Origin of the sequence: Streptomyces griseus subsp. griseus (assembly GCF_003610995.1) — a bacterium.
Lineage (GTDB): Bacteria > Actinomycetota > Actinomycetes > Streptomycetales > Streptomycetaceae > Streptomyces.
Window position 1 is genome coordinate 552,788 of record NZ_CP032543.1, and the last position, 24,052, is coordinate 576,839.

Here is a 24,052-nt window from a genome sequence, read left to right on the forward strand (position 1 = left end):
AACCTGCATGTCGGTTTCGGTGATGGCCCCCGGTCGTGGGCGGGGAGAGACGCTCTCGACGACCCTGCTCCGCTGGTCCGAGCCGTCGGTCGGCGGGCCCGTGGTGGAGACGCCGTACCTGCTCACCACTGCGGTCCTCGACAGCCCGGTGCCCGCCGGGTCGTCCGCCGGCGGTGTGCACACCCACGACGACGCCCTCCTGGTCTGGCCGCACGTCGGCTCGACGACCCTGCACACCCGGAACACGGTGCGCCGCCTCGTACCGGGGCAGGGGGTCTGGATGCCGCCCGGCACCCCGCACGCCTCCCACCCCGACCCGGGGAGCGTGAGCTGCTACACCTATGTGACCAGGGCGGCGATCCCGCCGCACTGGACCTCCCCGCGCTCCCTGCGGGTGGGGCGCGCGCTCCAGGAGATGCTGCTGCACCTCGATGCCCATGCGATGCCCGACGACCGGCGGCTGCGGGCCCAGCGGCTCATCATCGAGATGCTGGAGGAGGACCCGCACGCGGCGATGGAGGTCCCCGTCCCCGAGGACCCTCGGATCCGGGCCATGGCCGAGGACCTCATGCGGGACCCGGAGAGCGACCTGTCGCTGGAGGAGTGGGCGGCCCGGCACGCGCTGAGCGTGCGGACGGTCACGCGGGCGTTCGGCCGGGACGTCGGGATGCCGTTCACCCGGTGGCGGGCGCTGGTACGGATGTCCGCGGCGACGGCCCTGCTCGCCCAGGGCCGCCCGGTCAACCTGGTCGCGCACCGTTGCGGCTACTCCACGACGAGCGCGTTCTCCGCGGCCTTCCGCCGCGTGACCGGGACGAGCCCGACCGCCTATCTGCGCGAGCAGTCGGCGCTCGCGCCCGCCGGTCACTGACACACGCCACACTCCCCCGCATGGCCGATTCGCGACGCACCCTGGCCCGTTCGCGACCCTCCTCGATCCTCTGTCCTCCTAGCGTTCTGCGAGGCAAGGGTTACCTAACCCCGCCCCGCGATGTCCAGATCCGAGGAGAACCGTGTCCCCATCCATTCCGGCCGGACGCCGGACGGGCCCGCTGGCCCGTGTCCTGGCGCTCGCCATCGGCGCCGTACTCGTCCTGGGAGGCTGCGGCAGCGGTGGGTCCGGGAAGATTCCGGCCGAGGCGAAGGCCGACGGCGCCTCCAGCAGCTTCCCCGTGGACATCGAGCACGCCCACGGCACCACGACCATCAAGGCGAAGCCCAAGCGCGTCGTCGCGCTCAGCTGGATGTCGCTGGACGTGGTCGCCGCGCTCGGCACCGTACCGGTCGGCGTGGACGAGCAGTGGGGCGGCGACAAGGACGGGTACACCCCCTGGTTCCGCACCCAGGTCGAGAAGCTCGGCGGGCCCCTCCCCGAGACGCTGAAGTACGGTGACGCGGGCGAGATCGACTTCGAGCAGATCCTCTCCCTCGAACCGGACCTCATCGTCGGCCTGTACTCCGGCATCTCGGACGTCGACTACAAGCGCCTCGCCGAGATCGCCCCCACGCTCCCCTATCTCAAGAAGCCCTGGGACGGCGGGACCTGGCAGGAGATGACCCGCACCATCGGCAAGGCCATGGGCGAGGAGAAGAAGGCCGAGGACCTGGTCGAGGACGTCGGCGGTCAGCTGGCCGCGGTCGCCGTGGACCACCCGGAGTTCAAGGACAGGACGTTCACCTACGCGGTCGCCCTCACCCCAGGGTCGACGGAGGTCGGCCTCTATCTCGACTACGATGCCCGGGTGCGGCTGCTGACGGAGATCGGCTTCCGGAACACCCCGTCGATGAGCGCGATCGCCGCCACCGCGAAGGGCACCAACTGGTACGGCGGCGTCAGCCTGGAGAAGCTGGACACCGTCGAGGCCGATGTGGTCGTGGCCTGGGCGAACGCCCCCGCCGAGGTCACGTACTCGCTCAAGGACCCGCTCTTCTCCCGCTGGAAGCCGATCGCCGGCAAGCACTACGCCTTCGTCCAGGACCCGCAGCTGGCGATGGCGACGAGCGGACCGACCGTGCTCTCCATCCCGTGGGGTCTCGAACGCTATGTGCCGATGCTCGCCGACGCCGTCGCGGGCAAGGGCAGCACCGGTGCGGGCTCCTGATCCGCCGCGCCTGTCAGGGATGACGATGACCACCGCCACCGCATCACCCCCGGCCCCGGGCCAGGCCGGACCGGACCCGCGCGCGACCGCGGGTCCGGTCCGCCGGCGCCACCGGCACCGCCCGCTGATCCTGCTGGCCGCCCTCGCCCTGCTGTGCGTGACGGCCGTCCTCAGCGTGATGGTCGGCGCCCGGTCCATCGCGCCGGGCACGGTCTGGGACGCGCTGCTGCACTTCGACAACTCCGACGAGCACGTGATGGTCCGCGAACTGCGGGTGCCGCGCACGGTGATCGGACTCGTCACCGGTACGGCGCTGGGCCTGAGCGGGGCGCTGATCCAGGCGTTCACCCGTAACCCCCTGGCCGATCCCGGCATCCTCGGCGTCAACGCGGGCGCGAGCCTGGCGGTGACGTTCGCGGTGGCGGTGCTCGGATTCACCGCGGCGAGCCAGTTCATCTGGTTCGCGCTGGGGGGCGCCTTCGGACTCACCGTGCTCGTCTACACCCTGGGGTCGATCGGCGCGGACCGGGGAACGCCGGTCAAGCTCACCCTGGCCGGTGTCGCGTTCACCGCCGTGTGCGGCGGCTTCACCTCCGCCATGGTCCTCAAGTCCACGGCCACCTTCGACGTCATGCGGTTCTGGGGTGTCGGCTCCATCGGCGGCCGTTCGCTGGACATCCTCCCGATCGCGCTGCCGCTCATCGGGGCCGGTCTCGTGCTGGGGCTGCTCAGCGCCGGCTCCCTCAACGCGCTCGCCCTGGGCGACGACCTCGCCCAGTCCCTGGGGACGCGCCTGGCGCTCACCCGGGTGATCCTGATCCTCGCCGTCACCCTGCTGGCCGGGACCGCCGTCGCCGTCGCCGGTCCCATCTCGTTCGTGGGGCTGATGGTGCCGCACATCGTGCGCTGGTTCGTGGGGCCCGACCAGCGGTGGATCCTGCCCGTCACGGTCGTCGCCGCCCCCGCGTTCCTGCTCGCCGCCGACGTCGTCGGCCGGATCGTCCTGCCGTCCGGGGAGCTGCGGGTCGGCCTGGTCACCGCGCTTGTCGGCGCGCCCGTCCTCATCGCGCTGGTCCGGCGCCGGAAGGTGAGCGCCCTGTGACCGCTCAACCCCTCGCCGGAAGGCCCGACTTCAAGCAGGCCACCTGGGCGTTGCGCCGGGGCGGGGCCTCGCTGCGCCTGGAGCGGCGGTCCGTGCTCGTCTGCGGCGCCCTTCTCCTGGTCGTGGCGGCCCTGGGTGTGCTCACCCTCGCCCTCGGCTCCATCCAGCTCACCCCGGCCCAGGTGCTCGCCGCGCTCTTCGACCCGGACGCCGAGCCCCGTACGCGACTGGTCGTCGTCTGGCGGCTGCCCAGGCTGCTGTTCGCGGTGGTCTGCGGAGCGGCCCTCGCGGTCAGCGGGGCGCTCTTCCAGTCCCTCACGAAGAACCCGCTGGGCTCCCCGGACGTGATCGGCTTCGCCTCCGGTTCGTACGCGGGTGCCAGTGTGGTCATGCTCGTGCTCGGCACCGCCAACTACCTGGCCGTCGCCACGGGTTCGCTGATCGGCGGGGCCGCGACCGCGCTCCTGGTGTATGTGCTCGCCTACCGGGGCGGTGTGCGGCCCTTCCGGCTGATCATCGTCGGTATCGCCGTCGGCGCGTTCCTCTCCTCCCTCACCTCCATGCTGCTGCTCGCCGTCAGCCCGGAGAAGGCGATGCTGGTGGCCACCTGGGGCGCGGGCTCCCTCAGCGGGCTCGGTTTCGAACAACTGCGGGTGACGGCGGTCGTGTTCGCCGCCCTGCTGATCTGCTCGGTCGGTGTGGTGCGGCCCCTGGTCCACCTGGAGATGGGGGACGACACCGCTCTGGCGCTCGGGGTGAACGCCCAGCGCGTACGGCTCGCCGCCACGGTGACCGGGGTGGCGCTCACCGCGCTGGTGACGGCGGCCGTCGGGCCGATCGCGTTCATCTCCCTCGCCGCACCGCAGATCGCCCAGCGGCTGACCCGGAGCTCCACCACGCTACGGATCGCCCCGGCGGCGCTCACCGGCGCGGCGGTCCTGGTAGCGGCCGATTTCATCGCCCAGCGGGTGGACCTGCCCGTGGGTGTCGTCACGGTGTGCGTCGGCGGGGCCTATCTGGCCTGGCTGCTGGCTCGCCAGTACAAGGGGGGCCACCGATGACCCACGCGGGACAGCCGGCAGAAGGCTCCGTCGCGGCCCTCTTCCGGGTGGCGCTGCTGCGCGACGGGCGGGGCCTGCGGATCGGCCTGACCACCGTGGCGTTCATGGTCCACCAGCTGTGCGAGGCGCTGGTGCCCGTCCTCATCGGCGTCGTCATCGACCGGGCGATGGCGCCGGCGGACCGGGCCGCACTGCTCTGGTGGCTCGCCGCGCTCGGCGGGGTGTTCGTCGTGCTGTCGCTGTCGTACCAGCGCGCGTCGTCGTCAATGGTCACGGTGTACGGCTACGGGGAGCACGAGCTCCGGCAGCGCGCGATGGCCCGGCTGCTGGACCCGCTGTCGCTGCGTCGCCGCCCCGGCTCCGGCGAGGCGCTCTCGCTGGTCTCCTCCGACACGTACCGGGTGGCGGGGGTCTCGTGGAGCGTGGTCCAGCAGGCGTCCACCCTCACCGCGATCCTCACGGCGTCGGTCGCCCTGCTGCTGATCTCCGTGCCGCTGGGCGTGGGCGTCATCGCGGGGACCGTCCTCATGCTGGTCGTCATGCGGCGGGTCTCGATGCCGCTGGAGGCGCGGGGGCTGGCCGAGCAGGGGTCGGCGGCGCGGGCCAGTGAGGTGGCCACCGATCTGATCACGGGGATACGGGTGGTGGCGGGGATGAACGCCCGGGCGGAGGCCGCCCGCCGCTACCGGACCGCGAGCGACACCTCGCGGCGCGGTGCCGTCGCCGCCTCGCGGTCGGTCCTGGCGTACAGCGGTCTCAGTCTGCTGCTGTCGGGGGTGTTCCTCGCGGCGCTGGCGACAGCGTCCGGCTGCCTGGCGCTGGACGGGCACATCACCATCGGCCAGCTGGTCACGGTGCTGGGGCTCGCCCAGTTCCTCCAGGGCGCTCTCGCCCATGTCGGCACCTTCGCCTCGAACTGGATCCACAAGCGGGCATCCGCCCGCCGCCTCGGCGAACTGATCGGTGAACCGCCCCTGATAGAACCGCTGTCCACCGACGGCGCTCCCGAACCCGGCTCCCGCACGCTCCGCTGGCACCCGCCCGGCCACGGCGAGCCGCTGGACCTGCGCCCCGGCACCCTCGTCGGCGTCGTCCCCCAGCACCCCGCCCACGCCCGCGCGCTCAGCGACCGGCTCGGCTACCGGGTCCCCCTGCCCCGCGGCGAACTCCTCATCGGCGGGGTGGACGCCGTCGACCTGGGTCCGGACCGGGTGCGCGCCCGGGTCCTCGCCCCGCCGCACCACGGCGCCGTCTTCTCCGGCACCCTGCACGCCAACCTGGTCCCCCGGGGCGGCACGGTGGACCCGGCCGTCACGGCGGCGGCGATGGTCGACGACGTACGCGAGCAGGTCGGGGGCGACCTGGCCGAGGTCGGCGAGCACGGCCGCAGACTCTCCGGTGGCCAGCGGCAACGGCTCCTGCTGGCACGGGCGTTGCACACCGACGCGGACCTCGTCGTCCTCGACGAGCCCGCAACCGCCGTCGACCCGGTGACGGAACAGCGCATCGCGGAGGGGCTGCGTTCCCTGTCGTCCACCATCCTCCTGATCACCGCCGGCCCGATCCTGCTCTCCGCCTGCGACCGGGTGGTCCGACTCGGCGAACCCGGCGGCGACGGACACGCAAGCGACGAGGACGGCCACGAACCGAACGGACTCCCCCGGTGACACCCGAGCAGACCGCTGCGCCCGGTACCACTCTCCCCGTCGCCGACGCCCGCCGGACCCGCGCGGAGATCCTGCGCCGCCTCGCCGCGCGCCGCCGCCGGCTCGGGGCGGCCCTCCTCACCCTGCTCGGCGGTACCGCGGCCACGCTCGCCACTCCGCCGGTGCTCGGCGGGATCGTGGACGCCGTCGCCGACGGGGCCGGGCGGAGCCGGGTCCTGGCCCTCGGCGCCGCCCTGGTGGCCGCCACCGCCGTCGGGGCAGCCCTCGCCTACGCCGGCGGCCGGATGCTGGTGGCGCTCGTGCAGGAGGTGCTGGCGGAGCTGCGCGAGGACGTCTTCGAGACGGCCGTCCATCTCCCGGTCAACACCCTGGAGAGCGGCGGGAGCTCCGATGTCGTCTCGCGGGTCACCCGCGACGTGGAGGCGGTCTCGGAAGCCGCGTCCGACGTGCTCCCCGAGGTGACGAACGCGGGCTTCACCATCGGTCTGAGCCTGGTGGGACTCGCCGTCCTCGACCTCCGCCTCGCACTCGCCGGGCTCGTCTGCCTGCCCGTCCACGTCTACGCCACCCGGCAGTTCCTCCGCCGCTCGCACCGCGTGTACGGGGACATCCGGAGGCTGGAGTCGGCGCGCGGGCAGTCGGTCATCGAGGCGGTACGGGGAGCCGGGTCCATCGTCGCGTACCGCACCCAGGACCAGCACCTCGGCGACCTGGCCGACCGCAGCACCCGGGCGATCGAGAGGCAGCGGGACGGGGTGAAGCTGCGCAACCGGTTCACGGGGCTGCTCAACGCGGCGGAGTTCCTCGGTCTCGCCGCAGTCCTGGTGACGGGCTTCCGGCTCTTCGGCTCGGGGGCCGTCACCCTCGGCGCCGCCACCGCCGCCGCCCTCTACTTCCACCGGCTCTTCGGCCCGGTCGGGGCGCTCCTGGGCAGCCTGGACGACATCCAGCGGGCCACGGTGGGGCTGTCGCGCCTGGTCGGGATCACCGACCTGGAGGGCCGCCCCGTACGCCCCGGGAGCGAGGCGCGGGGGTCCGGGCGCCCGGACATCGACGTCAAGGGCGTCTCGTACGCGTACGACGGCACCCGCCCCGCCCTGCGCGAGGTCTCGTTGCACGTCCCGGCCGGCACCAGCCTCGCGCTCGTCGGTGCCAGCGGCTCGGGCAAGTCCACGCTGGCCCGGCTCGTCGCGGGCATCGGCACCCCGGACCGGGGCAGCGTCACGGTGGGAGGCGCGGAGGGTCCCGACGCGCCGGCCCGCTATCTGGTCACCCAGGAGGTCCACCTGTTCGGGGGCACCCTGGCCGACAACCTGCGGCTGGCCCGCCCCGACGCCAGCGACGGGCGGCTCCGTCACGCCCTGCGCGAGGCCGGGGCCGACTGGGCGCTGGAGCTGGCGGACGGGCTGGACACCGTCCTCGGCCCGGGCGGCGCCCTCCTCGACGACGGGTCCGTGCAGCACCTGGCGCTGGCGCGGGTCCTGCTGGCCGACCCGCCCGTCGTCGTCCTGGACGAGGCCACCGCCGAATCGGGTCCGCGGACCCGCGCCCTCCTCCAGGGCGCCCTGGCCCGGGTCACCGAGGGCCGGACCTCCGTGGTGGTCGCGCACCGGCTGGAGCAGGCGCGTCTGGCCGACCGGGTCGTGGTCCTGCGGGACGGCGGGGTGGCGGAGCAGGGCACGCACGGTGAGCTGCTGGCCGCCGGGGGCGGGTACGCGGCGCTCTGGGCGGCCTACCAGCGGGCCGGGCAGGGCGGCGGGGCTCCGGTCGGCCCGTGACGATCCCGGTGACGAGGTTGCTGGTGGTGGCGAGGACGCCGAGCGGCGCATGGCTCAGCAGACCGGTGACCACCCCGGCGACCACACCGAGGACCGCCGCGACGACGAGCCGGGGGACGGCGGAGAGCGCGGGGCGGCGGGGCACGCGGCTCAACCGGGATCACCTCGGCGGATCGGTGGGTCGACTCCCGTGCGAGCGTCGTCCTTCTCCCCCGGGCCGTCCTCCGCGCTCCGCCGCAGGCCGGGTGGCGTCGGGGGAGGCCGCTGCATAGCCTGCCGGGGAGCGCCGTTTCGTCACCTCATGCCCGAAAAGCCGCTGGTTGTATGCGGCCGGGTCGAAAGGCCGAGAACCGTGAGCACCCACCACGACGAACAGGACGACCCTCCGGAGCACAGCGTCGGCCCGGTCCCCGAGGACGAGCCGCGATTCCGCCCCTACGACCACCCGGCGGCCGGCTGGGGCGCGGCGGAGGGGGTCACCCGGTTCCTGGCGCGCGAGCGGTCCCCGGTGGACGGTCCGCGGGCGATCCTGAGGATGAACCATGAGGACGGCGGGTTCGACTGTCCCGGGTGCGCCTGGCCGGACGACCTCAAGGGCCTGCACCTGGACATCTGCGAGAACGGGATCAAGCACGTCACCTGGGAGATGACCCGTAAGCGGGTGGGCCGGGAGTTCTTCGCCGCGCACTCGGTGACCGAGCTGTCCCGGTGGAGCGACCACGACCTGGAGAACCAGGGCCGGCTGACCGGGCCGATGGTCTACGACCCCGCGTCGGACCACTACGTACCGATCAGCTGGAAGGACGCCTTCGAGGTCGTCGGCGCCGCGCTGCGGGACCTGGACGATCCGGACCAGGCGGCGTTCTACACCTCCGGCCGGCTCGGCAACGAGGCGACGTTCCTCTACCAGCTGATGGCCCGGGAACTGGGCACCAACAACCTGCCGGACTGCTCCAACATGTGCCACGAGGCCAGCGGCCGGGCGCTGACGGCGTCCCTCGGTACGGGGAAGGGGACGGTCGACCTCAAGGACTGGGAGAGCGCCGACGCGCTGTTCATCCTGGGGGTCAACGCGGCCTCCAACGCACCCCGGATGCTCACCGCCCTCGCCGAGGCCCACCGGCGGGGCGCGCAGATCGTGCACGTCAACCCGCTCGTGGAGGCGGCCGCCACCCGCACCATCGTCCCGCACGACTTCATGGACATGGCACTCTTCAAGTCGACGCCGACCAGCACGCTCAACCTCCAGCCGCGCATCGGCGGGGACATGGCGCTGCTGCGGGGCATGGCGAAGGCGGTCCTGGAGCAGTCGGCGTCCGATCCCAGGGCGCTGGACCAGGAGTTCATCGACCGGTACACCACGGGGTTCGCGGAGTACCGGGCGCTGTGCGAGGCGACGCCGTGGGAGGAGATCGAGACCCAGTCGGGGCTCGGCCGCGCCGATGTCCTCAAGGCGGCACGGGTGTACGGCGAGGCGGACCGCTCCATCGTGAGCTGGTGCCTGGGGCTCACCCAGCACGAGCACGGCGTCGACACCGTACGGGAGATCGTCAACCTGCTGCTGCTCCGCGGCAACCTGGGCCGGGAGGGCGCGGGCCCCTCCCCCGTACGCGGACACAGCAACGTCCAGGGGAACCGGACCTGCGGGATCGACCACCGCCCCACCGACGCGTTCCTGGACCGGCTCGCCGAGGCGTGCGGGATCGACCCGCCCCGCGCGCACGGACTGGACACCGTCGGCACGATCAAGGCGATGCGGCGTGGCGAGATCAAGGTGTTCGTGGCGATGGGCGGCAACTTCGCCATGGCGGCTCCCGACACCCCGGCCACCTTCGAGGCGCTGCGCTCCTGCGACCTCACCGTCCAGGTGAGCACCAAGCTCAACCGGAGCCACCTCGTCCACGGCCAGCGGGCGCTGATCCTGCCGTGCCTCGGCCGGACCGAGAAGGACCATCAGCGCAAGGGCGTGCAGTCCACCTCCGTCGAGGACTCGATGAGCATGGTCCATCTGTCGATCGGCATGAAGCGCCCGGCCTCGCCGCACCTGCTCTCCGAACCCGCCATCGTCGCCGGGATGGCCCGCGCCGCCCTGCCCGGCAGCGCGACGCCCTGGCACTGGTACGTCGAGGACTACGACCGCATCCGCGACACCATGGCCAAGGCCCTGGACGGTTTCGAGGACTTCAACCGGCGGGTGCGGCTGCCGCTGGGCTTCCGCATCCGGCAGCCCGCCCGTGAGCTGGTCTTCCTCACCCCGTCCGGGCGCGCCGAGTTCTCCACCGCCGCCCTGCCCGACGTGGTGCCCGCCGCCGGCACGCTGGCGCTGGGCACGATGCGCTCCCACGACCAGTGGAACACCACGATCTACTCGGACAACGACCGCTACCGGGGGATCGGGAACCTGCGCACACTCGTCTTCATGAACCGGGCCGACATGCGCGAACGCGGTATCACCGACCTGGGGCCGGTCGACATCACCAGCACCGCGAAGGACGGCAGCCGGCGGCACCTGAAGGGCTACCTGGCGATCCCGTACGACATCCCGCGCGGCTGCGCGGCCGGGTACATGCCCGAGATGAACGTGCTGTGCGCACTCGGCGACTACAGCACGCAGAGCGACCAGCCGATCATGAAACACGTCAAGGTGACCATCGCGCCTGCCGGTTGAGTGGGGCGCATTCCCGGCCTTCGGGGGCACAACCCACCAGTCCGGGCAGGGTTTCTGAGGAATCCTCATTTACTGGCCGGTAGAGATCTATGCGACGCAGGTCACACACCTCTACCGTCGGGGCAGCGCTCCGGGTCCCGCCCCTGTCGGTGAGCCACCGACCGGGCCCCGGGCTCCCGCACGTCTCCCGCCCCAGGAGGTCCGATGCCCCCATCACCCAGCCGCTCACGCTCCCCCCGTAAGCTCTCCGCCCTCGTCCTCGCCGCCGCTCTGGGAGCCGTGGCTCTCGGCGCCCCCTCCCCCGCGTCGGCCGCACCGACCGCCGCCGCGGAAGCGGACTACCTGATCGGGCGCGGCATCGCCGACGTCACCGGGGAGGCCGCCGAGACCGGGATGATGGGCTACTCCAGCTTCGACCAGAAGACGTCCGGCATCCACCAGCGCCAGCGGTCGCGCGCGTACGTCGTGGTCGACCGGGCGACCGGCAAGCGCGTCGTCTACGTCAACGCCGACCTCGCGATGATCTTCCAGTCGGTGCAGCAGGGCGTCATCGCCCGCCTCAAGGAGCGGTACGGCAGCCTGTACGGCGACGAGAACGTGCTGCTCTCCGCCACCCACACCCACTCGGGCCCCGGCGGTTACTCCCACCACGTCGCGTACAACCTCTCCGTGCTCGGCTTCCAGAGCAGCACCTACCGGGCGATCGTCGACGGCATCGCCGAGTCCGTCGCCAAGGCCCACGACGACCTGAAGCCCGGCACGATCAGCCTGGGCACCGGCACCCTCACCAACGCCAGCGTCAACCGCTCCCGCGAGGCATTCGACCGCAATCCGGCGTCCGACCGGGCGGCCTTCCCCGGCGGGATCGACCCGGCGATGACCGTGCTGCGGTTCCGGCAGGGCGACAAGGACGCGGGCGCGATCAGCTGGTTCGCCACCCACAACACCTCGATCACCAACAAGAACACCCTCATCAGCCCCGACAACAAGGGCTATGCCGCCTACGCCTGGGAGCACGGCCACGAGGGTGTGCGCTATCTCGACAACACCCCTGGTTTCGTCGCCGCGTTCCCCAACACCAACGCCGGGGACATGTCCCCCAACCTCAATCTGAAGCCCGGATCGGGGCCCACCGAGGACGAGTTCGAGAACGCGCGGATCATCGGTGAGCGCCAGCTGGACAAGGCCCGCGAGGTGTACGCCGGTGCGCGGCCGGTGACCGGCGGGGTCGACGCCCGCCTCACCTATGTCGACATGGAGAACGTCACCGTACGCGGCGCGTACACGACCGACGGCAAGGAGCAGCGGACCTGCCCGGCCGTCGTGGGCGCCTCGACGCTCGCGGGCAGTGTGGAGGACGGCCCGGCGATCCCCGGCTTCGAGGAGGGCATGCGTACCCCGGTGGCGTCCATCATCGACGCGCTGCGGATCGACACCCCGTCCTGGCTGGCTACCTGCCAGTACCCGAAGGCGAGCCTGGTCCCCACGGGGCTGCTGAGCAACGTCCACCCGGTGACCCCGAAGATCCTGCCGCTCCAGATCATGAAGATCGGGGAGCTGTACCTGGTGGCGGGCCCGGGCGAGTTCACGATCACGGCCGGGCTCCGGGTCCGCCGGACCGTGGCCCAGGAGCTCGGGGTCCCGCTGGAGCGGGTGCTGCTCCAGGGGTACGCCAACTCCTACAGCCAGTACGTGACGACGCCGGAGGAGTACGACACCCAGAACTACGAGGGCGGCTCCACGCTCTACGGCCGCAACACGCTCCCCGCCTACCAGCAGGAGTACGCCAAGGTCGCGGCCTCGCTGCGCCAGGGCACCCCGATCGGCCGGGGCACGGCACCGCCGGACGAGTCGGCCCGGCAGTTCACCTTCCAGACGGGCGTGGTGTACGACAACCCGCCGCTCGGCAAGTCCTTCGGCTCGGTCCTCACCGCTCCGGCCTCCTCGTACGCCCGCGGCGCCACGGCGACCGTCGAGTTCGCGACCGGACACCCGAAGAACAACGTGCGCCGGGGCGGGACCTTCCTGGAGGTCCAGCGCCAGGAGGCCGGGAAGTGGGTGCGGGTACTGGACGACGGTGACTGGGAGACCACGTACCGGTGGACCCGGACCAACGGGGTGACCGGTACGTCGAAGGCCACGGTCACCTGGGAGATCGGGCCCGACACCGCTCCCGGGACGTACCGGATCGTGCACCACGGGGACGCGAAGAGCCTGCTGGGGAAGATCACGCCGTTCACGGGCACGTCCCCGGCGTTCTCCGTGACCGGGTGAACCGGTGACCTGAGGTCACGGACCGTGGTGCGGGCTCCGCTCACGCGCTGCCCGCACCACGGCTCCGAGGGGCCCCGAACCACGGCCCACCACGGCTTTCCGTACCCGAGATGCCGCGCTCCGGCGCCGGGTCCATGCTGGTGGCATGGGTGACCAGGCCTGCCCCGAGCCCACCGTGTCCGTCCAGCGGGACCTCCGGTTGCTGGAGGCCGCTGGGGCGCATCCGGCCGGCGCGCCCGCCGAGCGGCTGGCCCGGGAGGCCGAGCTGCCGTCGGCCCTGGCCGAGGAGCATCTGCGGGCGCTGGTCCAGGACGGCTATCTCCGGAAGCTGGACGACGGAGCGTTCGCCGTGCCCGACCGGGGCCCGGCACCGGACGCCGTCGGGGGCGGGGGGATCTGGACCCAGCGCCTGCGCCCGCTCCTGACCTCCCTGCGCGACGGCCTCTCCGCCGCCGCCTACCTGACGCTGTACGACGAGGGGGAGATCCGGGTCGTCCAGATCGTCGACAGCCCGCGGGCGCCCCGGGTCGACCTCTGGGTGGGCTTCGAGGACGCCGGGCACGCCACCGCGCTGGGCAAGAGCGTGCTGGGCGGGCTGGACGAGGAGGCCCGCGCCAACTACCTCTCCCGCCACCCCCTGGCCGGCCTCACGTCCCACACCATCACGCACCGCGAGGAGCTGATGCGGGAGCTGGAGGCGCCGCCGATGGCACCGCTCGCCATGGACCGGGAGGAGTACCGGCGGGGCACGACCTGCATCGCCGTACGGGTGTACTGCGGCGACCAGGTCGGCTCGCTCGGCATCTCCTTCCGCTCGGACCGGATGTACCGGACCAGCGAGGTCAGGGCCGAGCTGCTCTCCTCGGCCCTGCGCGTCACCCGCAGGATGACGATCCCGGAGTGACCCGGCCGGCTACTCGGCCATCTCGTACGCCCCCGACAGCTGCTCCACGCGCTCCCAGATCCGCGCCGAACGCGCCGTGTCGACGACCGGACGCCGGACCGCCCCGAGCGCCCACTCCTGCTGCGCCCCGGTGGCGGAGTCCTTGCCGTGGAGTTCGACGGCGTGCGCGGAGAAGTCGCGTACGAGGACGGCGAACAGCTCGTCCAGCAGCTCCTCGTCCAGGCCGGTCAGCCGGGCCTGCTCCAGGATCAGCTGGCCGTGGACGACGAGGGCGAAGAGCTGGCCGACGGCGAGGAGGAGGTCCAGGTCGCGGCTCTGCTCCTCGTCGGGTGCGGCCGTCTCCACGAAGGCGCAGAGCGCGTCGGCCTGCTCACGGAAGCGGGCGACGTTGGCCACCTCGGCGTACGCGTCGAACGCGGGGCGCCAGTCGTGGAACCGTACGGCACCGAGACCGCGCGCCGGGCCCTGCCGGAACAGGAAGTCGTCGTCGGCCGCGTCGAGGCGGGAGGGGACGGCCGGGTACTCCGCCGGGTTCAGCAGGTGGTTCCGCATGAACTTCAGGATCAGCGCCAGGTTGACGTGGACAGTGCCCTCCAGCTTCGGCAGGCCCCGGATCTCGATGGCGGCCTGGGCGAAGTAGTTGTCCTTCTCGAAGCCCTTGGCGGCGATGACGTCCCACATCAGGTCGATGACCTTCTCGCCCTCCGTGGTCACCTTCATCTTCGTCATCGGGTTGAAGAGGAGGTAGCGGCGGTCGTCGGGTCCGGCGGAGCGGAAGTAGTCGACGGCACGGTCGCTGAACAGCTTCATCCCGACGAGCCGGACGTAGGCGTCGGTCAGCTCGCGGCGCACGTGCGGGAAGGCGGTGACGGGTCGGCCGTAGAGGATGCGGCTGCTCGCGTGGGTGACGGCCTCGTACATCGCGTGCTCGCAGATGCCGATCGAGGCGGTGCAGAGGTTGAACTTGCCGACGTTGACGGTGTTGAGCGCGGCGTCGAAGGCGGCGCGGCCGGTGTGCAGGATGTCGGCGGGCGCCACCGGGTAGTCCTCCAGGCGGAACTCGCTGACGAACTTGGAGGAGTCGACGACGTTCTTGACCAGCTGGTAGGCGTCGTGGCGGCTGTCGGCCGCGAAGAAGACATAGCCGTCGGGGCCCTCGACATCGGTGCGGCGGCCGAAGACGGAGACGAGACCGGCGGCGTTGCCGTTGCCGATGTAGTACTTGGAGCCGGAGGCCAGGAAGCCGCCGTCGCCGGTCGGCTCCAGCAGCATGTCGGTGGAGTAGATGTCGGCGCCGTGCGTCTTCTCGGAGAGACCGAACGCGAACACCTCACCCTGGGCGAGGAGTTCGGCGGCCCGCGCGCGGGCCTCGGCGTTCTCGCTCTGCCAGACCGGGCCGAGGCCGAGGATGGTCACCTGCCAGGCGTACCAGTAGTCGAGCCCGTAGAAGCCGAAGATCTCGTTGAGCGCGGCGATCCGGGCGGTGTCCCAGCGCTGGTCCGCGTTGCCCGCGGCGGAGGCCGGGGTCAGGAAGGCGGCGAAGAGGCCCTCCTTCGCGGAGAAGGCGAGGAAGTCGCCGAGCCAGGCGCGGGAGCGGTAGTCCTCGATCAGCCGGCGCTTGCCCCGCTCCTCGAACCAGTCGACGGTGGCGCGCAGCAGCCGGCGGGTCTCCGGGTCGAAGTGCTGGGGGTCGTAGGTGCGGGGGTTGAAGAGCAGGGACGCGGACTCAGCCATGGAGGTTGCCTTCCGGGAGGGTGGTGAGGGTTCTTCGGTGGTACGGGTGGCGCCCGCGGCGTCTCAGGCGCCGGGGCCCGGAGTTCGCCCGGTGAGCCGGTGGAGGGTGCCGATTACGTCGTCCAGCCAGGCGACCGTCATACGCTCGTACGCGATGCCGCCGCGCAGCACGACGTGCTGGAGCTCCTGGCCGGCATCCGGGGGTGCGGGCGCCTCGGGCCCGGTGAAGTCGCGCACCTCTCCGGCGAGGTAGTGGGCGAGCCGGTCCCGGTGGACCTGGCGGTGGCGCTCCACCTCGCGGATCAGGGCGGCCGGGTCGTCGAAGGCGGCGCCCCGGATCTTGACGGCGAGGTCGTGGCGCAGGCTCTCGGGTTCGATCGGCTTGTGCAGCCACTCGGCGAGGGCGGCGCGGCCGGGGGCGGCGACGGAGTAGTCCTTCCGGTCCGGCCGGCCTCGCTGTTGGACCTCGTGGACGGTGAGCCGGCCGTCGGCCTCCATCCGGGCCAGGACGCGGTAGATCTGCTGGTGGCTGGCGGTCCAGAAGTAGCCGATGGACCGCTCGAACCGCCGGGCCAGCTCATAGCCGGAGCCGGGTTGCTCCAGCAGGGAGACGAGGATCGCGTGTTCGAGCGCCATACCGCGATCCTTCTATGCAACTCGTTGCATAGACAAGTCGCGGGGCGCCGGTGAGACACGGCTCACCCGGGCCTCCCTCCCCCGCGCCGGGTCTCCGGCAGTCCGGAGGGACAATGGGCACTTCGCCCATCGACCTCCTCGCCCCGTCAGGAGAACCACCGCCTTGTCCCACCCCACGCCGCGCGCCGGCCACTCCGACCTGCGGGCCGCCTGCGGGGACTGCTTCGGCCTGTGCTGTGTGGCGCTGCCCTTCGCCCGCTCCGCGGACTTCGCCGCGGACAAGGGCGCCGGGACCCCGTGTTCCAACCTCCAGGAGGACTTCGGCTGCGGGATCCACGAGCGGCTGCGCGAGAGCGGTTACCAGGGCTGCACGGTGTTCGACTGCTTCGGGGCGGGCCAGAAGGTCTCCCAGGTCACCTTCGGGGGCCGCAGCTGGCGTGCGGAGCCGGACTCCGCCCGCTCGATGTACGAGGTCTTCCCCGTGATGCGGCAGCTGCACGAGCTGCTGCGGTACGTCGCCGAGGCCCTGGACCTGGCGGCGGCCAAGGCGGTCCACAGCGACCTGCGCGCCGCCTACGACCGGGTCGACGCACTGACCCGGGAGAGCGCCGACACCCTCCTCGCCGCCGACGTACCGGCCCTCCGCGCCGAGGTGAACGCCCACCTCCTGCGCGCCGGTGAGCTGGCCCGCGCCGCCGTCCCCGGCAGGAAGAAGAACCACCGGGGCGCCGACCTCTTCGGCGCCCGGCTGCGCGGCGCGAGGCTGCGCGGGGCCACCCTGCGCGGCGCCTGCCTGATCGCCGCGGACCTCTCCGGCGCCGATCTGCGCGACGCCGACCTGATCGGCGCGGACCTGCGCGACGCGAACCTGTCCGGCGCCGATCTGTCCGGCGCCCTCTTCCTCACCCAGCCGCAGCTCGACGCGGCCCGGGGCGACGCGGCGACCAGGATCCCGGGGGCGCTGCGGCGGCCGAAGCACTGGGCCGCCTGAGCACCGGGGGCCGCCGCGGCTTCCGTTCCGGGCGGCCCCGGTCCTTCACGATGCCGAGGGCGGAGTGGTGGTCCACCAGGCTCCTGGGGACGTTCCGCGGCGGCGCCGTCCTCGTGGACGGTGAGCAGGGCCGGCTCCGGAACCGGCCGGACCAGGGGCCGGTACGAGGTGGAGAGGGAGAGCCGGATGCGGCGGCCGGCGGTAAGGCAGGCGGATGCCCCTTGCCCGGCGGCCTGATCCGGCGTGCCGTCCCCCGACGGCACGTCACCCCCGGGGCTGGATGCGCGCCTCGGGGGGAGTCTCGCCCGTGATGCTGGCGATCAGCTCGGCGCAGAGCACCCGGAGCTTGACGTTGCGGTGCTGGGACGCCGTGCGCAGGACCTCGAAGGCCTTCTCCGGGGTGCAGCGCTGCTGGCCGACGACCACACCGATCGCCTGGTCGATGACCGTACGCGACTGGAGCGCGGCCTCCAGATCGGCGGCGAACTCCTCGGTGTCGGCCATGCGTTGGGCCAGGGCGATGGCGCCGGTGGCCTGTGCGGTGAGCAGCCGCAGGGCCGTCAGGTCGGCGTCGTCGAAGGCGTTGGGGAGCGGCGCGTACAGGTTGAGGGCCCCGGCGGTGTGGCTGTGCGGGGCGATGGGCAGCGAGAGCGAGGACCGGGCGCCGCAGACCGCGGCGTAGGCGGGGTAGTCGGCCCAGCGGCTCTCCCGGAGCGTGTCGGGCACGCTGACCTCCAGCCCGGTCCGCATCGCCTGGAGGCAGGGGCCGTCGTCCTGCCCGTACTGGGCCTCGTCCAGCTTCGTGGCGGAGGCTCCCGCACTGGAGACGGTGACCGGGCGCCCCTGCCTCTCCAGGGTGATGCCGCATCCGTCGGCCGTCTCCACCAGGGCCAGGGCGCTGCGGGCGAGTGCGTGGAGGAATTCGTCCAGCGATTTCGTCTCCAGGAGCAGCGCGGTCGTGTCCGGCGCCTCGGCCACGGGCCTGTCAGTCATGATCATCTCGTTCTGGGCGGTGACCCGCCTCCCGAAAGGGCGGGGCAGAGCTGGCGCGGCGCAGTCCGGGGCCGCTGGGACAGGGCAACCTCCACCGACGCACCGGTGGCCTGGGACAGGCTCCGGGCGTGCGGCGGGGGTTTCAGACGTGGGTGACCGAGGGCCGTGCGAGGGCGGGCGCGCCACCGGCGGTCGTCACGGGACTGCTGACGGTCCTGCGTGGGAGGGTCCGGCCCGGCGTCGCGCGACGGTCGTCGGACAGGTCGGCGGACGGCCCGGTCGTCACGGGGGCGGGCGTCGGCCGGTCTCTGCGGAAGGTGTGAGGCTCTCTGTGGAGAGTGCGGCGCCCGGTCGCGGACGGGCGGCTCCGGACCGCCCCACCGGGCGTACACACCGGGCCGGCAGCACCGGTGGCGGGGGCCGTGACGGCAGCACGACGCGGGAGAGAGCGGTTCACGGAAACTCCAAGGAGGCAGGGAGAAATCTCAAGGGCCGCTTCCTGACCTCCAGCCCTTCATTATGCCCTCTCGGCCGCCACGGTCGGCCCGGCACCGGCAACCACCGGCCGACGCGGCCGGAAAGTGCCGCCGGGCGTCCGGGGTCTGACGCCCTGTGCCGTCACCGCCTCCGGGGGAAGCGAGGCAGGGACGTGTCGGCGTACGGTCCGACCGCGCGGGGCGGCGGCGGGGCCGGGTCCGAGGGGGTGATCCGCTGCTCCAGCAGCTGCCGCAGTCCTCCCCTGCGGGGTGCGCCGGTGCCCGGTCGGCATCCCCGGCTGCGGAGTCCGGCTCCCTGGAGGCTGTACGCCACGCGCAGGACCCGGTTGAGCGCCGCGGCGCTCAGGACCTCGCGCGTCGTCTCGTACCTGGCCACCACCGCGATCGACACGCGGCGCTGTTCGGCCTCCCCGCGCACGCGCAGCAGCATGCCCAGGGCACGCGGGGTGAGCAGGGGCGTGAGGACGTCGACGATGACCGTGCTCGGGCCGCAGCACGGCAGCAGCGTGAGGAGCTCCTGTTCGATCGCCGACTCGTTGTCGAGGTCGACGACCTCGCACAACTCGACGACCAGGTGGGATTCGTCCAGGCGATAGCTGAGCAGAGGCATCGTGATACTCCGTGGAGGCAGGCCGGCGGGAAGGCCGCTTCCTGACCTCAGTTCTGCGCCTGCCCGCCGCCTACGCCTTCGACACCCCTGGACACGGGGTTCTTCGTCGGGTTCTCCATCGGCCTCTTCGCCGGCTTCTCCCTACGGTGCGGCCCGGCTCCGTCTCCGTTGGGGCCGCGACGCGGCTTCCCGTATCGTGCCATGCTGGCGGCAAGGGCTCCGGCCCGGAAGGGAGCGACCATGACCGACGCCCTCACGCCCGGGACGCTTGACCTCGTCTCCCTCCTCCTGGACAGCGACACGCTGGACGATTTCCTCCAGGCGCTGGCCGAGAGCGCGCTCGTGAAGGCCCCGGGCGCCGATGGCTGCGGCATCACGCTGGAGCGGGAGAACCGGCCGCTGACCGTGGTCAGCGCGGGGATCAGCGCACCGCCACTGGACGAGGCGCAGTACGGGCAGGACGACGGCCCCTGTCTCGAAGCCCTGCGCGAGGGGCACGAGGTCAGCGTCGGCGACATGCAGCTGGAGGGCCGCTGGAACGGCTATCCGGCCTTCGCCGTCGCCGCCGGGACCAGGTCGTCGTTCTCGCTCCCGATCGCCGCCCACTCCCACACCGCGGGCGCGTTGAATCTGTACTCGCCGAAGGTGAACGGCTTCGAGGAGGCCGATCTCGGCGGTCTGCGCGACCTGGCCGCCCAGGCGACGGGGGCGATCGCCCTGGCCCAGCGGCTCTCCGACACCCAGACCTTCACCGCCGACCTCCAGGCGGCGCTCCGGTCACGCACGGTGATCGACCAGGCGGCCGGCATCGTCATGAACCAGCGGCGCTGCACCCCCGAGGAGGCGCTCCAGACGCTGCGCAGCGCCTCTCAGCACCGCAACATCAAGCTCCGCGACCTCTGCGCGCAGCTCGTCGGATCCATCTCGGGGGGCACGCCTCCGGGCGGGCCGCGGCTGCGCCCCCGCCCCTGATAGCTCGGGCAGGGGCGTCCGCGGGGATCGGGGATGGTCAGGCGGGGACCGAGGTGGCGCCGGCCGGGGTGTCCCGTTTCGGGGCGTGGCGTCTCAGCTGCTCACGGGCGGCGGCGAGCGCATCGGCGATCTCGCGGGTCCCGGTGGAGACGCACAGCGTGTAGCTCACGTCCTCCAGCCTGCGGGCCACCCCGTCGCCGCCTCGGCCGCGCTGTGCCCGGAGTTCTTCGTAGCGGCGCAGAAGTTCCTCGAGTACCGCGGGGTGTGCCATCAGCATCGCGCTCTGCCTTTCTCTCACCATCAAGGGCACCCGCTGGGGTCGGACGGGCGCGGAAAGCATTCTCTGGACAGACGACGGACATACGCCGACACGTCATCAGCGGCGCATCGCGCATGCCCGGGATAATGCCGAATACAGAAGGGAGAGGTATCACGGGGTGACCCGGTGACAGCACGGCTCACGTGGAGGAATGCGGACGGAAGAGAGCCGGCCGCTTCCTGACCTCTTGCCCTGTAACTGTGCCCAGCCGAACACGATTCATGCAAGCGTAAGGATTTCACCGACCCGCGTTCACCGACCGGACCACATGTTTAAGGTCCGGACCCTGGGTACTCCTCCTACAAGGTATCCGGCGTACGCGGAACTGAGGCGCCGACGGGTTGGGAAAGCAGCCCTCGGCGCCGTTCGGGCGATGAGCACCGCTCCTTTGCGGCCCCAGCCTTTTGTGGAACTGGCGTCACTCCAGTGGACGCGGAACCCCGGGACGGGCGTGCCCCTTTCCTCACGGCATTGTTTATTGGGGCTCGTAGGGGAAACGCGGGTGGGCGCCCCTCGGGGGATCGAGACGGAGAAGGAGTACCTCATGCCTGCTGGATCCAGCGCGAAGCGTGAACGCCAGTACGAGCACATCAAGGAGAGCCAGGAGGAGCGGGGGACCTCCGAGAAGCGCGCCAAGGAGATCGCCGCCCGGACCGTGAACAAGGAACGGGCCCGGTCCGGTGAATCGAGGACGGCGAGCAGGACGTCGACGAAGGACCCGAAGTCCGCCTACGAGCGCGGGGGTGAGCGCTCCCACCGGGGCGCGCAGGGTCCGACGAAGGACCAGCTCTACGCGGAGGCGCGGAAGAAGAACATCGACGGGCGCTCCTCGATGAACAAGGCGGAGCTGCGGAAGGCCCTCGGGCGCTGACCTTCCGTACAGCAGATGAGCCCTACGCAGAGGAGGACGCATGAGCGACCAAGCACGCGGCGACGATGTGTACCAGCCGCAGGACGACGACGGCCAGGACCCGCCCAACGACGAGCTGGACCTGGAGAACACGCTCGGCGAGCGTGATCTGGACGACCAGCTGGAGGAGGGGTACTCCCCTCCCGAACGTCCTCTGGGGGTGGACAGGTTCGGCACCACGGGCGCGGAGGAGCGCGAGGGCGAATCCCTCGACCAGCGGCTCGCCCAGGAGGTCGCGGATGTCGAACCGCCCGTCGGTGACGGCATCGGCGACGTCACCGACGGCGAGGGCGAGCCTCAGGAGCGGATCGACGGCGACGCGCGGGCCGGACGGCTCACCGCGGCGGACGACCCGACCGGCCGGAACACCGACGTCTTCGCCGAGGACGTCGGCATCGACGGCGGCGCCGCGTCGGCCGAGGAGGCGGCCGTGCACGTGGCCGACGAGGAGGACGGCGGAGGCCGGGAGGCCTGACCGCCCTCCGGACCGCACATACCTCCGGCCGCACATGAGGGACACGGCAGCGAAGGAACCAGGGGCGACATGACGGCAGGCGCGGCGATCTTCGACGTGGACGGCACGCTCACCGACACCAACCATCTGCACGTGGTGGCGTGGTGGGAGGCGTTCCGGCAGGCCGGGCACACCGTACCGATGCCGGACATCCACCGGGCAGTGGGCCTCGGCTCCGGCGATCTGATCGAGCGGCTGCTGGGAACGGACCGGGACCCCGGCCAGGACTCAGCCATCAGCTCCGCGCACCAGGTGCTCTACGGGACGTACGTCGACCGCCTCCCCGCCTTCGAGGGCGCGGGCGATCTGCTGCGGACCCTGGCCGGGCGCGGCTGGCGGGTCGTCCTGGCCACCTCGGCGAGCGGGCCGGAGCTGACGGCCCTGCGGCGGGCGGTGGACGCGGACGAGGCCATCCACGACACGGCGAGCTCGGACGACGTCGACGAGGGCAAGCCCGCCCCGGAACCCGTACAACTGGCCCTGGAGCTGGCCGGTGCGGGGGCTGAGCGGGCCGTGTTCGTGGGGGACACGGTGTGGGACATGGAGGCGGCGTCCCGGGCGGGGGTGCGGTCGGTGGCGCTGCTGTCGGGCGGCATTCCGCGGGCGGACCTGGAGGCGGCGGGGGCGGACGCGGTCTTCCGGGACGTCGCCGAGCTGCTCGCCCGCCTGGACGACAGCCCGTTCGGGTCTCTGCCGGCCTGAAGGCGGAACCTGCGGGCCGGGGTGAGCCTTCGGCGGGCAGCCACCGGGCCCGAGGTCAGGGCAGGGTCAGGTGTCGGTCCCGGGTCCTCGGCCACGGTGAACAGCGCACCTTCCGGTTCCGGGACGACGTACTCGGGAGCTTCGTACACCGGGCGCCGGGAAGGGTTTCCGCCCGCCCGGTCCGCCTGGCCCGCTGCCCGTGCGGCGTCGTCCACCCGCGAGTGGACGATCCACCGGGGGCGGATCGTCGCCCGGCACGTCGGAGTCGTCGAAATGCCGGAGTCGTCGAACTTCCGGTCGAGCACGGCGGCGCAGGCGGCCTGCGCGGCGGGGAGGTCGCGCACCAGCAGACTGGCCCAGCGGGGCGCGCCCCGCACGGGCCGGGCCTCGGTCGTGATCGGCATGGCCGGTGTCCCCTCGGGCCGGTGCGCCGTTCGACGCCGGCGGATCGGGGGCCGCTCACCGGCCCGGCTCCGCCCGGGGCGGCTCAGCCGAGGCGGGTGCTCCTGACGAATCCGCCCCTACACCGCGACGGCCGTGGATGACCGGAGCACCGGCCTCAGTAACGCAATTTCACACGTTTGGCTGCTACTGATACGGGTATGTGATGAATCGTGCTTCGGACATGAGGCGCCCGTGGGAGTCCCGGGCCGCGTCTATCCGGTTACGTGTACTCCTGCGGCGACCGAGCGGCATCGTCAGCGTTTCGCCGTCGAGGAGTGACCACCATGCAGGCTGCACCTTCCCCCGGGTTCCGCTCGGACGCGGGCTCCCCGCCCACGGACGTCGCGTTCCGGAGGCTGAGTGACCTTCCTCCGGGAACCGAGCGGGACGCACTGCGGGACGACATCATCTGCGCCTGGCTGCCGATGGCCCACCGGCTGGCCGCCCGCTTCCGCGGCCGGGGTGAGTCGATGGACGACCTGCGCCAGGTGGCCGCGATGGGGCTCGTGAAGGCGGTGGACCGCTACGACCCCAACCGGGGCAAGGCCTTCGAGACGTACGCCGTGCCGACCGTGACCGGTGAGGTCAAGCGGCATTTCCGTGATCACACCTGGGACGTCCACGTGCCCCGCCGGGTCCAGGACCTCCGTAACCGGGTCCGCACCGCGCGCCGCGATCTCGCCCAGCGGCTCGGTGGCCGGGCCCCGACCTGCGCCGAGATCGCGGCGGAGGCGGGCCTCGCCGAGGAGGACGTGCTGCTCGGCCTGGAGGCCCTGGAGAGTTACAGCGCCCTGTCCCTGGATGCCGAACCGGCGGGTGCCGACGGTGGGTCCCCCTGGCCGACCGGCTGGGCTCCTGCGATCACGCGCTGGACGTCGCCGTCGACCGCGAGGCCGTCAAGCCGGAGCTGCGCAGGCTGCCGGAGCGCGAGCGGACCATTCTCTATCTGCGGTACTTCCGCGACATGACCCAGCTCGGCATCGCCGAACGCCTCGGCATCTCCCAGATGCACGTCTCCCGTCTGATCAGCCGCTCCTGCGAGCGCGTCCGCGCCGGGGCCCTCAGGGAAGTCGTCTGACGGAACGCTCCGCCGTGGCGGTGGAACCGCTGGGCCGGGGCGGCCGGGAGCCGCAGCAGGCCGTCGACGATGACGACGTCCGCCGGTTCCTGGATC

At 72.3% G+C, this 24,052-nt stretch carries 19 protein-coding genes and 1 pseudogene; 15 read left to right on the forward strand and 5 right to left on the reverse strand.

What is annotated here, in order from left to right:
* The first annotated feature begins 7 nt into the window (after positions 1–7).
* From D6270_RS02475 to D6270_RS02520, 9 genes are all read left to right on the forward strand, one after another.
* Positions 8–871: a helix-turn-helix domain-containing protein gene (locus D6270_RS02475; RefSeq protein ID WP_109166972.1), complete on the forward strand. Its 864-nt coding sequence runs from the start codon at positions 8–10 to the stop codon at positions 869–871.
* Between the two features lie 142 nt (positions 872–1,013).
* On the forward strand, positions 1,014–2,102 hold the full coding sequence (locus tag D6270_RS02480; protein ID WP_109166971.1) for an iron-siderophore ABC transporter substrate-binding protein: 1,089 nt from the start codon (positions 1,014–1,016) through the stop codon (positions 2,100–2,102).
* A 19-nt stretch (positions 2,103–2,121) separates the two neighbouring features.
* Positions 2,122–3,204 carry a FecCD family ABC transporter permease gene (locus D6270_RS02485; RefSeq protein WP_109166970.1) on the forward strand — a complete coding sequence of 361 codons (1,083 nt, stop codon included), beginning with the start codon at positions 2,122–2,124 and terminating at the stop codon, positions 3,202–3,204.
* A complete protein-coding gene (locus D6270_RS02490) occupies positions 3,201–4,265 on the forward strand; it encodes a FecCD family ABC transporter permease (RefSeq protein WP_109166969.1) in 1,065 nt (354 codons plus the stop codon). Before D6270_RS02485 ends, D6270_RS02490 begins: the two co-directional genes overlap by 4 nt.
* Entirely contained in the window at positions 4,262–5,932 is a 1,671-nt protein-coding gene (locus tag D6270_RS02495; RefSeq protein WP_109166968.1) for an ABC transporter transmembrane domain-containing protein, read from the forward strand. Before D6270_RS02490 ends, D6270_RS02495 begins: the two co-directional genes overlap by 4 nt.
* Complete coding sequence (locus D6270_RS02500) at positions 5,929–7,710, forward strand: ABC transporter ATP-binding protein (protein ID WP_109166967.1); 1,782 nt, start codon at positions 5,929–5,931, stop codon at positions 7,708–7,710. The genes D6270_RS02495 and D6270_RS02500 overlap by 4 nt, the downstream gene beginning before the upstream one ends.
* Positions 7,711–8,011: 301 nt before the next feature.
* Complete coding sequence (locus tag D6270_RS02510; RefSeq protein WP_109166966.1) at positions 8,012–10,378, forward strand: FdhF/YdeP family oxidoreductase; 2,367 nt, start codon at positions 8,012–8,014, stop codon at positions 10,376–10,378.
* Positions 10,379–10,582: 204 nt separating this feature from the next.
* Entirely contained in the window at positions 10,583–12,652 is a 2,070-nt protein-coding gene (locus D6270_RS02515; protein WP_109166965.1) for a neutral/alkaline ceramidase, read from the forward strand.
* A gap of 145 nt (positions 12,653–12,797) precedes the next feature.
* Complete coding sequence (locus D6270_RS02520) at positions 12,798–13,556, forward strand: IclR family transcriptional regulator (RefSeq protein WP_109166964.1); 759 nt, start codon at positions 12,798–12,800, stop codon at positions 13,554–13,556.
* A 9-nt stretch (positions 13,557–13,565) separates the two neighbouring features.
* Here the strand turns inward: D6270_RS02520 and D6270_RS02525 are convergent, their stop codons facing one another.
* Positions 13,566–15,290, reverse strand: coding sequence for an acyl-CoA dehydrogenase family protein (locus D6270_RS02525; RefSeq protein WP_109166963.1), 1,725 nt, complete (start codon positions 15,288–15,290; stop codon positions 13,566–13,568).
* A gap of 63 nt (positions 15,291–15,353) precedes the next feature.
* Entirely contained in the window at positions 15,354–15,926 is a 573-nt protein-coding gene (locus D6270_RS02530) for a PadR family transcriptional regulator (protein ID WP_109166962.1), read from the reverse strand.
* A 163-nt stretch (positions 15,927–16,089) separates the two neighbouring features.
* Here D6270_RS02530 and D6270_RS02535 point away from each other — a divergent pair, with 163 nt between their 5' ends.
* Positions 16,090–16,917, forward strand: coding sequence for a pentapeptide repeat-containing protein (locus D6270_RS02535; protein WP_109166961.1), 828 nt, complete (start codon positions 16,090–16,092; stop codon positions 16,915–16,917).
* A gap of 264 nt (positions 16,918–17,181) precedes the next feature.
* On the opposite strand, the gene D6270_RS02540 is transcribed toward D6270_RS02535, so the two are convergent.
* Complete coding sequence (locus tag D6270_RS02540) at positions 17,182–17,910, reverse strand: GAF and ANTAR domain-containing protein (RefSeq protein ID WP_376205861.1); 729 nt, start codon at positions 17,908–17,910, stop codon at positions 17,182–17,184.
* A gap of 618 nt (positions 17,911–18,528) precedes the next feature.
* Positions 18,529–19,017, reverse strand: coding sequence for an STAS domain-containing protein (locus D6270_RS02545; protein ID WP_109166959.1), 489 nt, complete (start codon positions 19,015–19,017; stop codon positions 18,529–18,531).
* A 240-nt stretch (positions 19,018–19,257) separates the two neighbouring features.
* Here D6270_RS02545 and D6270_RS02550 point away from each other — a divergent pair, with 240 nt between their 5' ends.
* Positions 19,258–19,989 carry a GAF and ANTAR domain-containing protein gene (locus D6270_RS02550; protein ID WP_109166958.1) on the forward strand — a complete coding sequence of 244 codons (732 nt, stop codon included), beginning with the start codon at positions 19,258–19,260 and terminating at the stop codon, positions 19,987–19,989.
* A 37-nt stretch (positions 19,990–20,026) separates the two neighbouring features.
* On the opposite strand, the gene D6270_RS02555 is transcribed toward D6270_RS02550, so the two are convergent.
* Complete coding sequence (locus D6270_RS02555; RefSeq protein WP_109166957.1) at positions 20,027–20,266, reverse strand: DUF5133 domain-containing protein; 240 nt, start codon at positions 20,264–20,266, stop codon at positions 20,027–20,029.
* A gap of 586 nt (positions 20,267–20,852) precedes the next feature.
* Between D6270_RS02555 and D6270_RS02560 the strand changes: the two genes are divergently transcribed.
* The 4 genes and pseudogenes from D6270_RS02560 (at position 20,853) to D6270_RS02575 (ending at position 23,956) form a co-directional block, all read left to right on the forward strand.
* A complete protein-coding gene (locus D6270_RS02560) occupies positions 20,853–21,179 on the forward strand; it encodes a plasmid stabilization protein (protein WP_109167612.1) in 327 nt (108 codons plus the stop codon).
* Positions 21,180–21,219: 40 nt separating this feature from the next.
* Positions 21,220–21,693, forward strand: coding sequence for a DUF5709 domain-containing protein (locus tag D6270_RS02565; RefSeq protein WP_109166956.1), 474 nt, complete (start codon positions 21,220–21,222; stop codon positions 21,691–21,693).
* A gap of 69 nt (positions 21,694–21,762) precedes the next feature.
* On the forward strand, positions 21,763–22,434 hold the full coding sequence (locus D6270_RS02570) for an HAD family hydrolase (RefSeq protein ID WP_109166955.1): 672 nt from the start codon (positions 21,763–21,765) through the stop codon (positions 22,432–22,434).
* Between the two features lie 728 nt (positions 22,435–23,162).
* Positions 23,163–23,956: pseudogene (locus D6270_RS02575) on the forward strand (SigB/SigF/SigG family RNA polymerase sigma factor).
* The last annotated feature ends 96 nt before the right edge of the window (positions 23,957–24,052 follow it).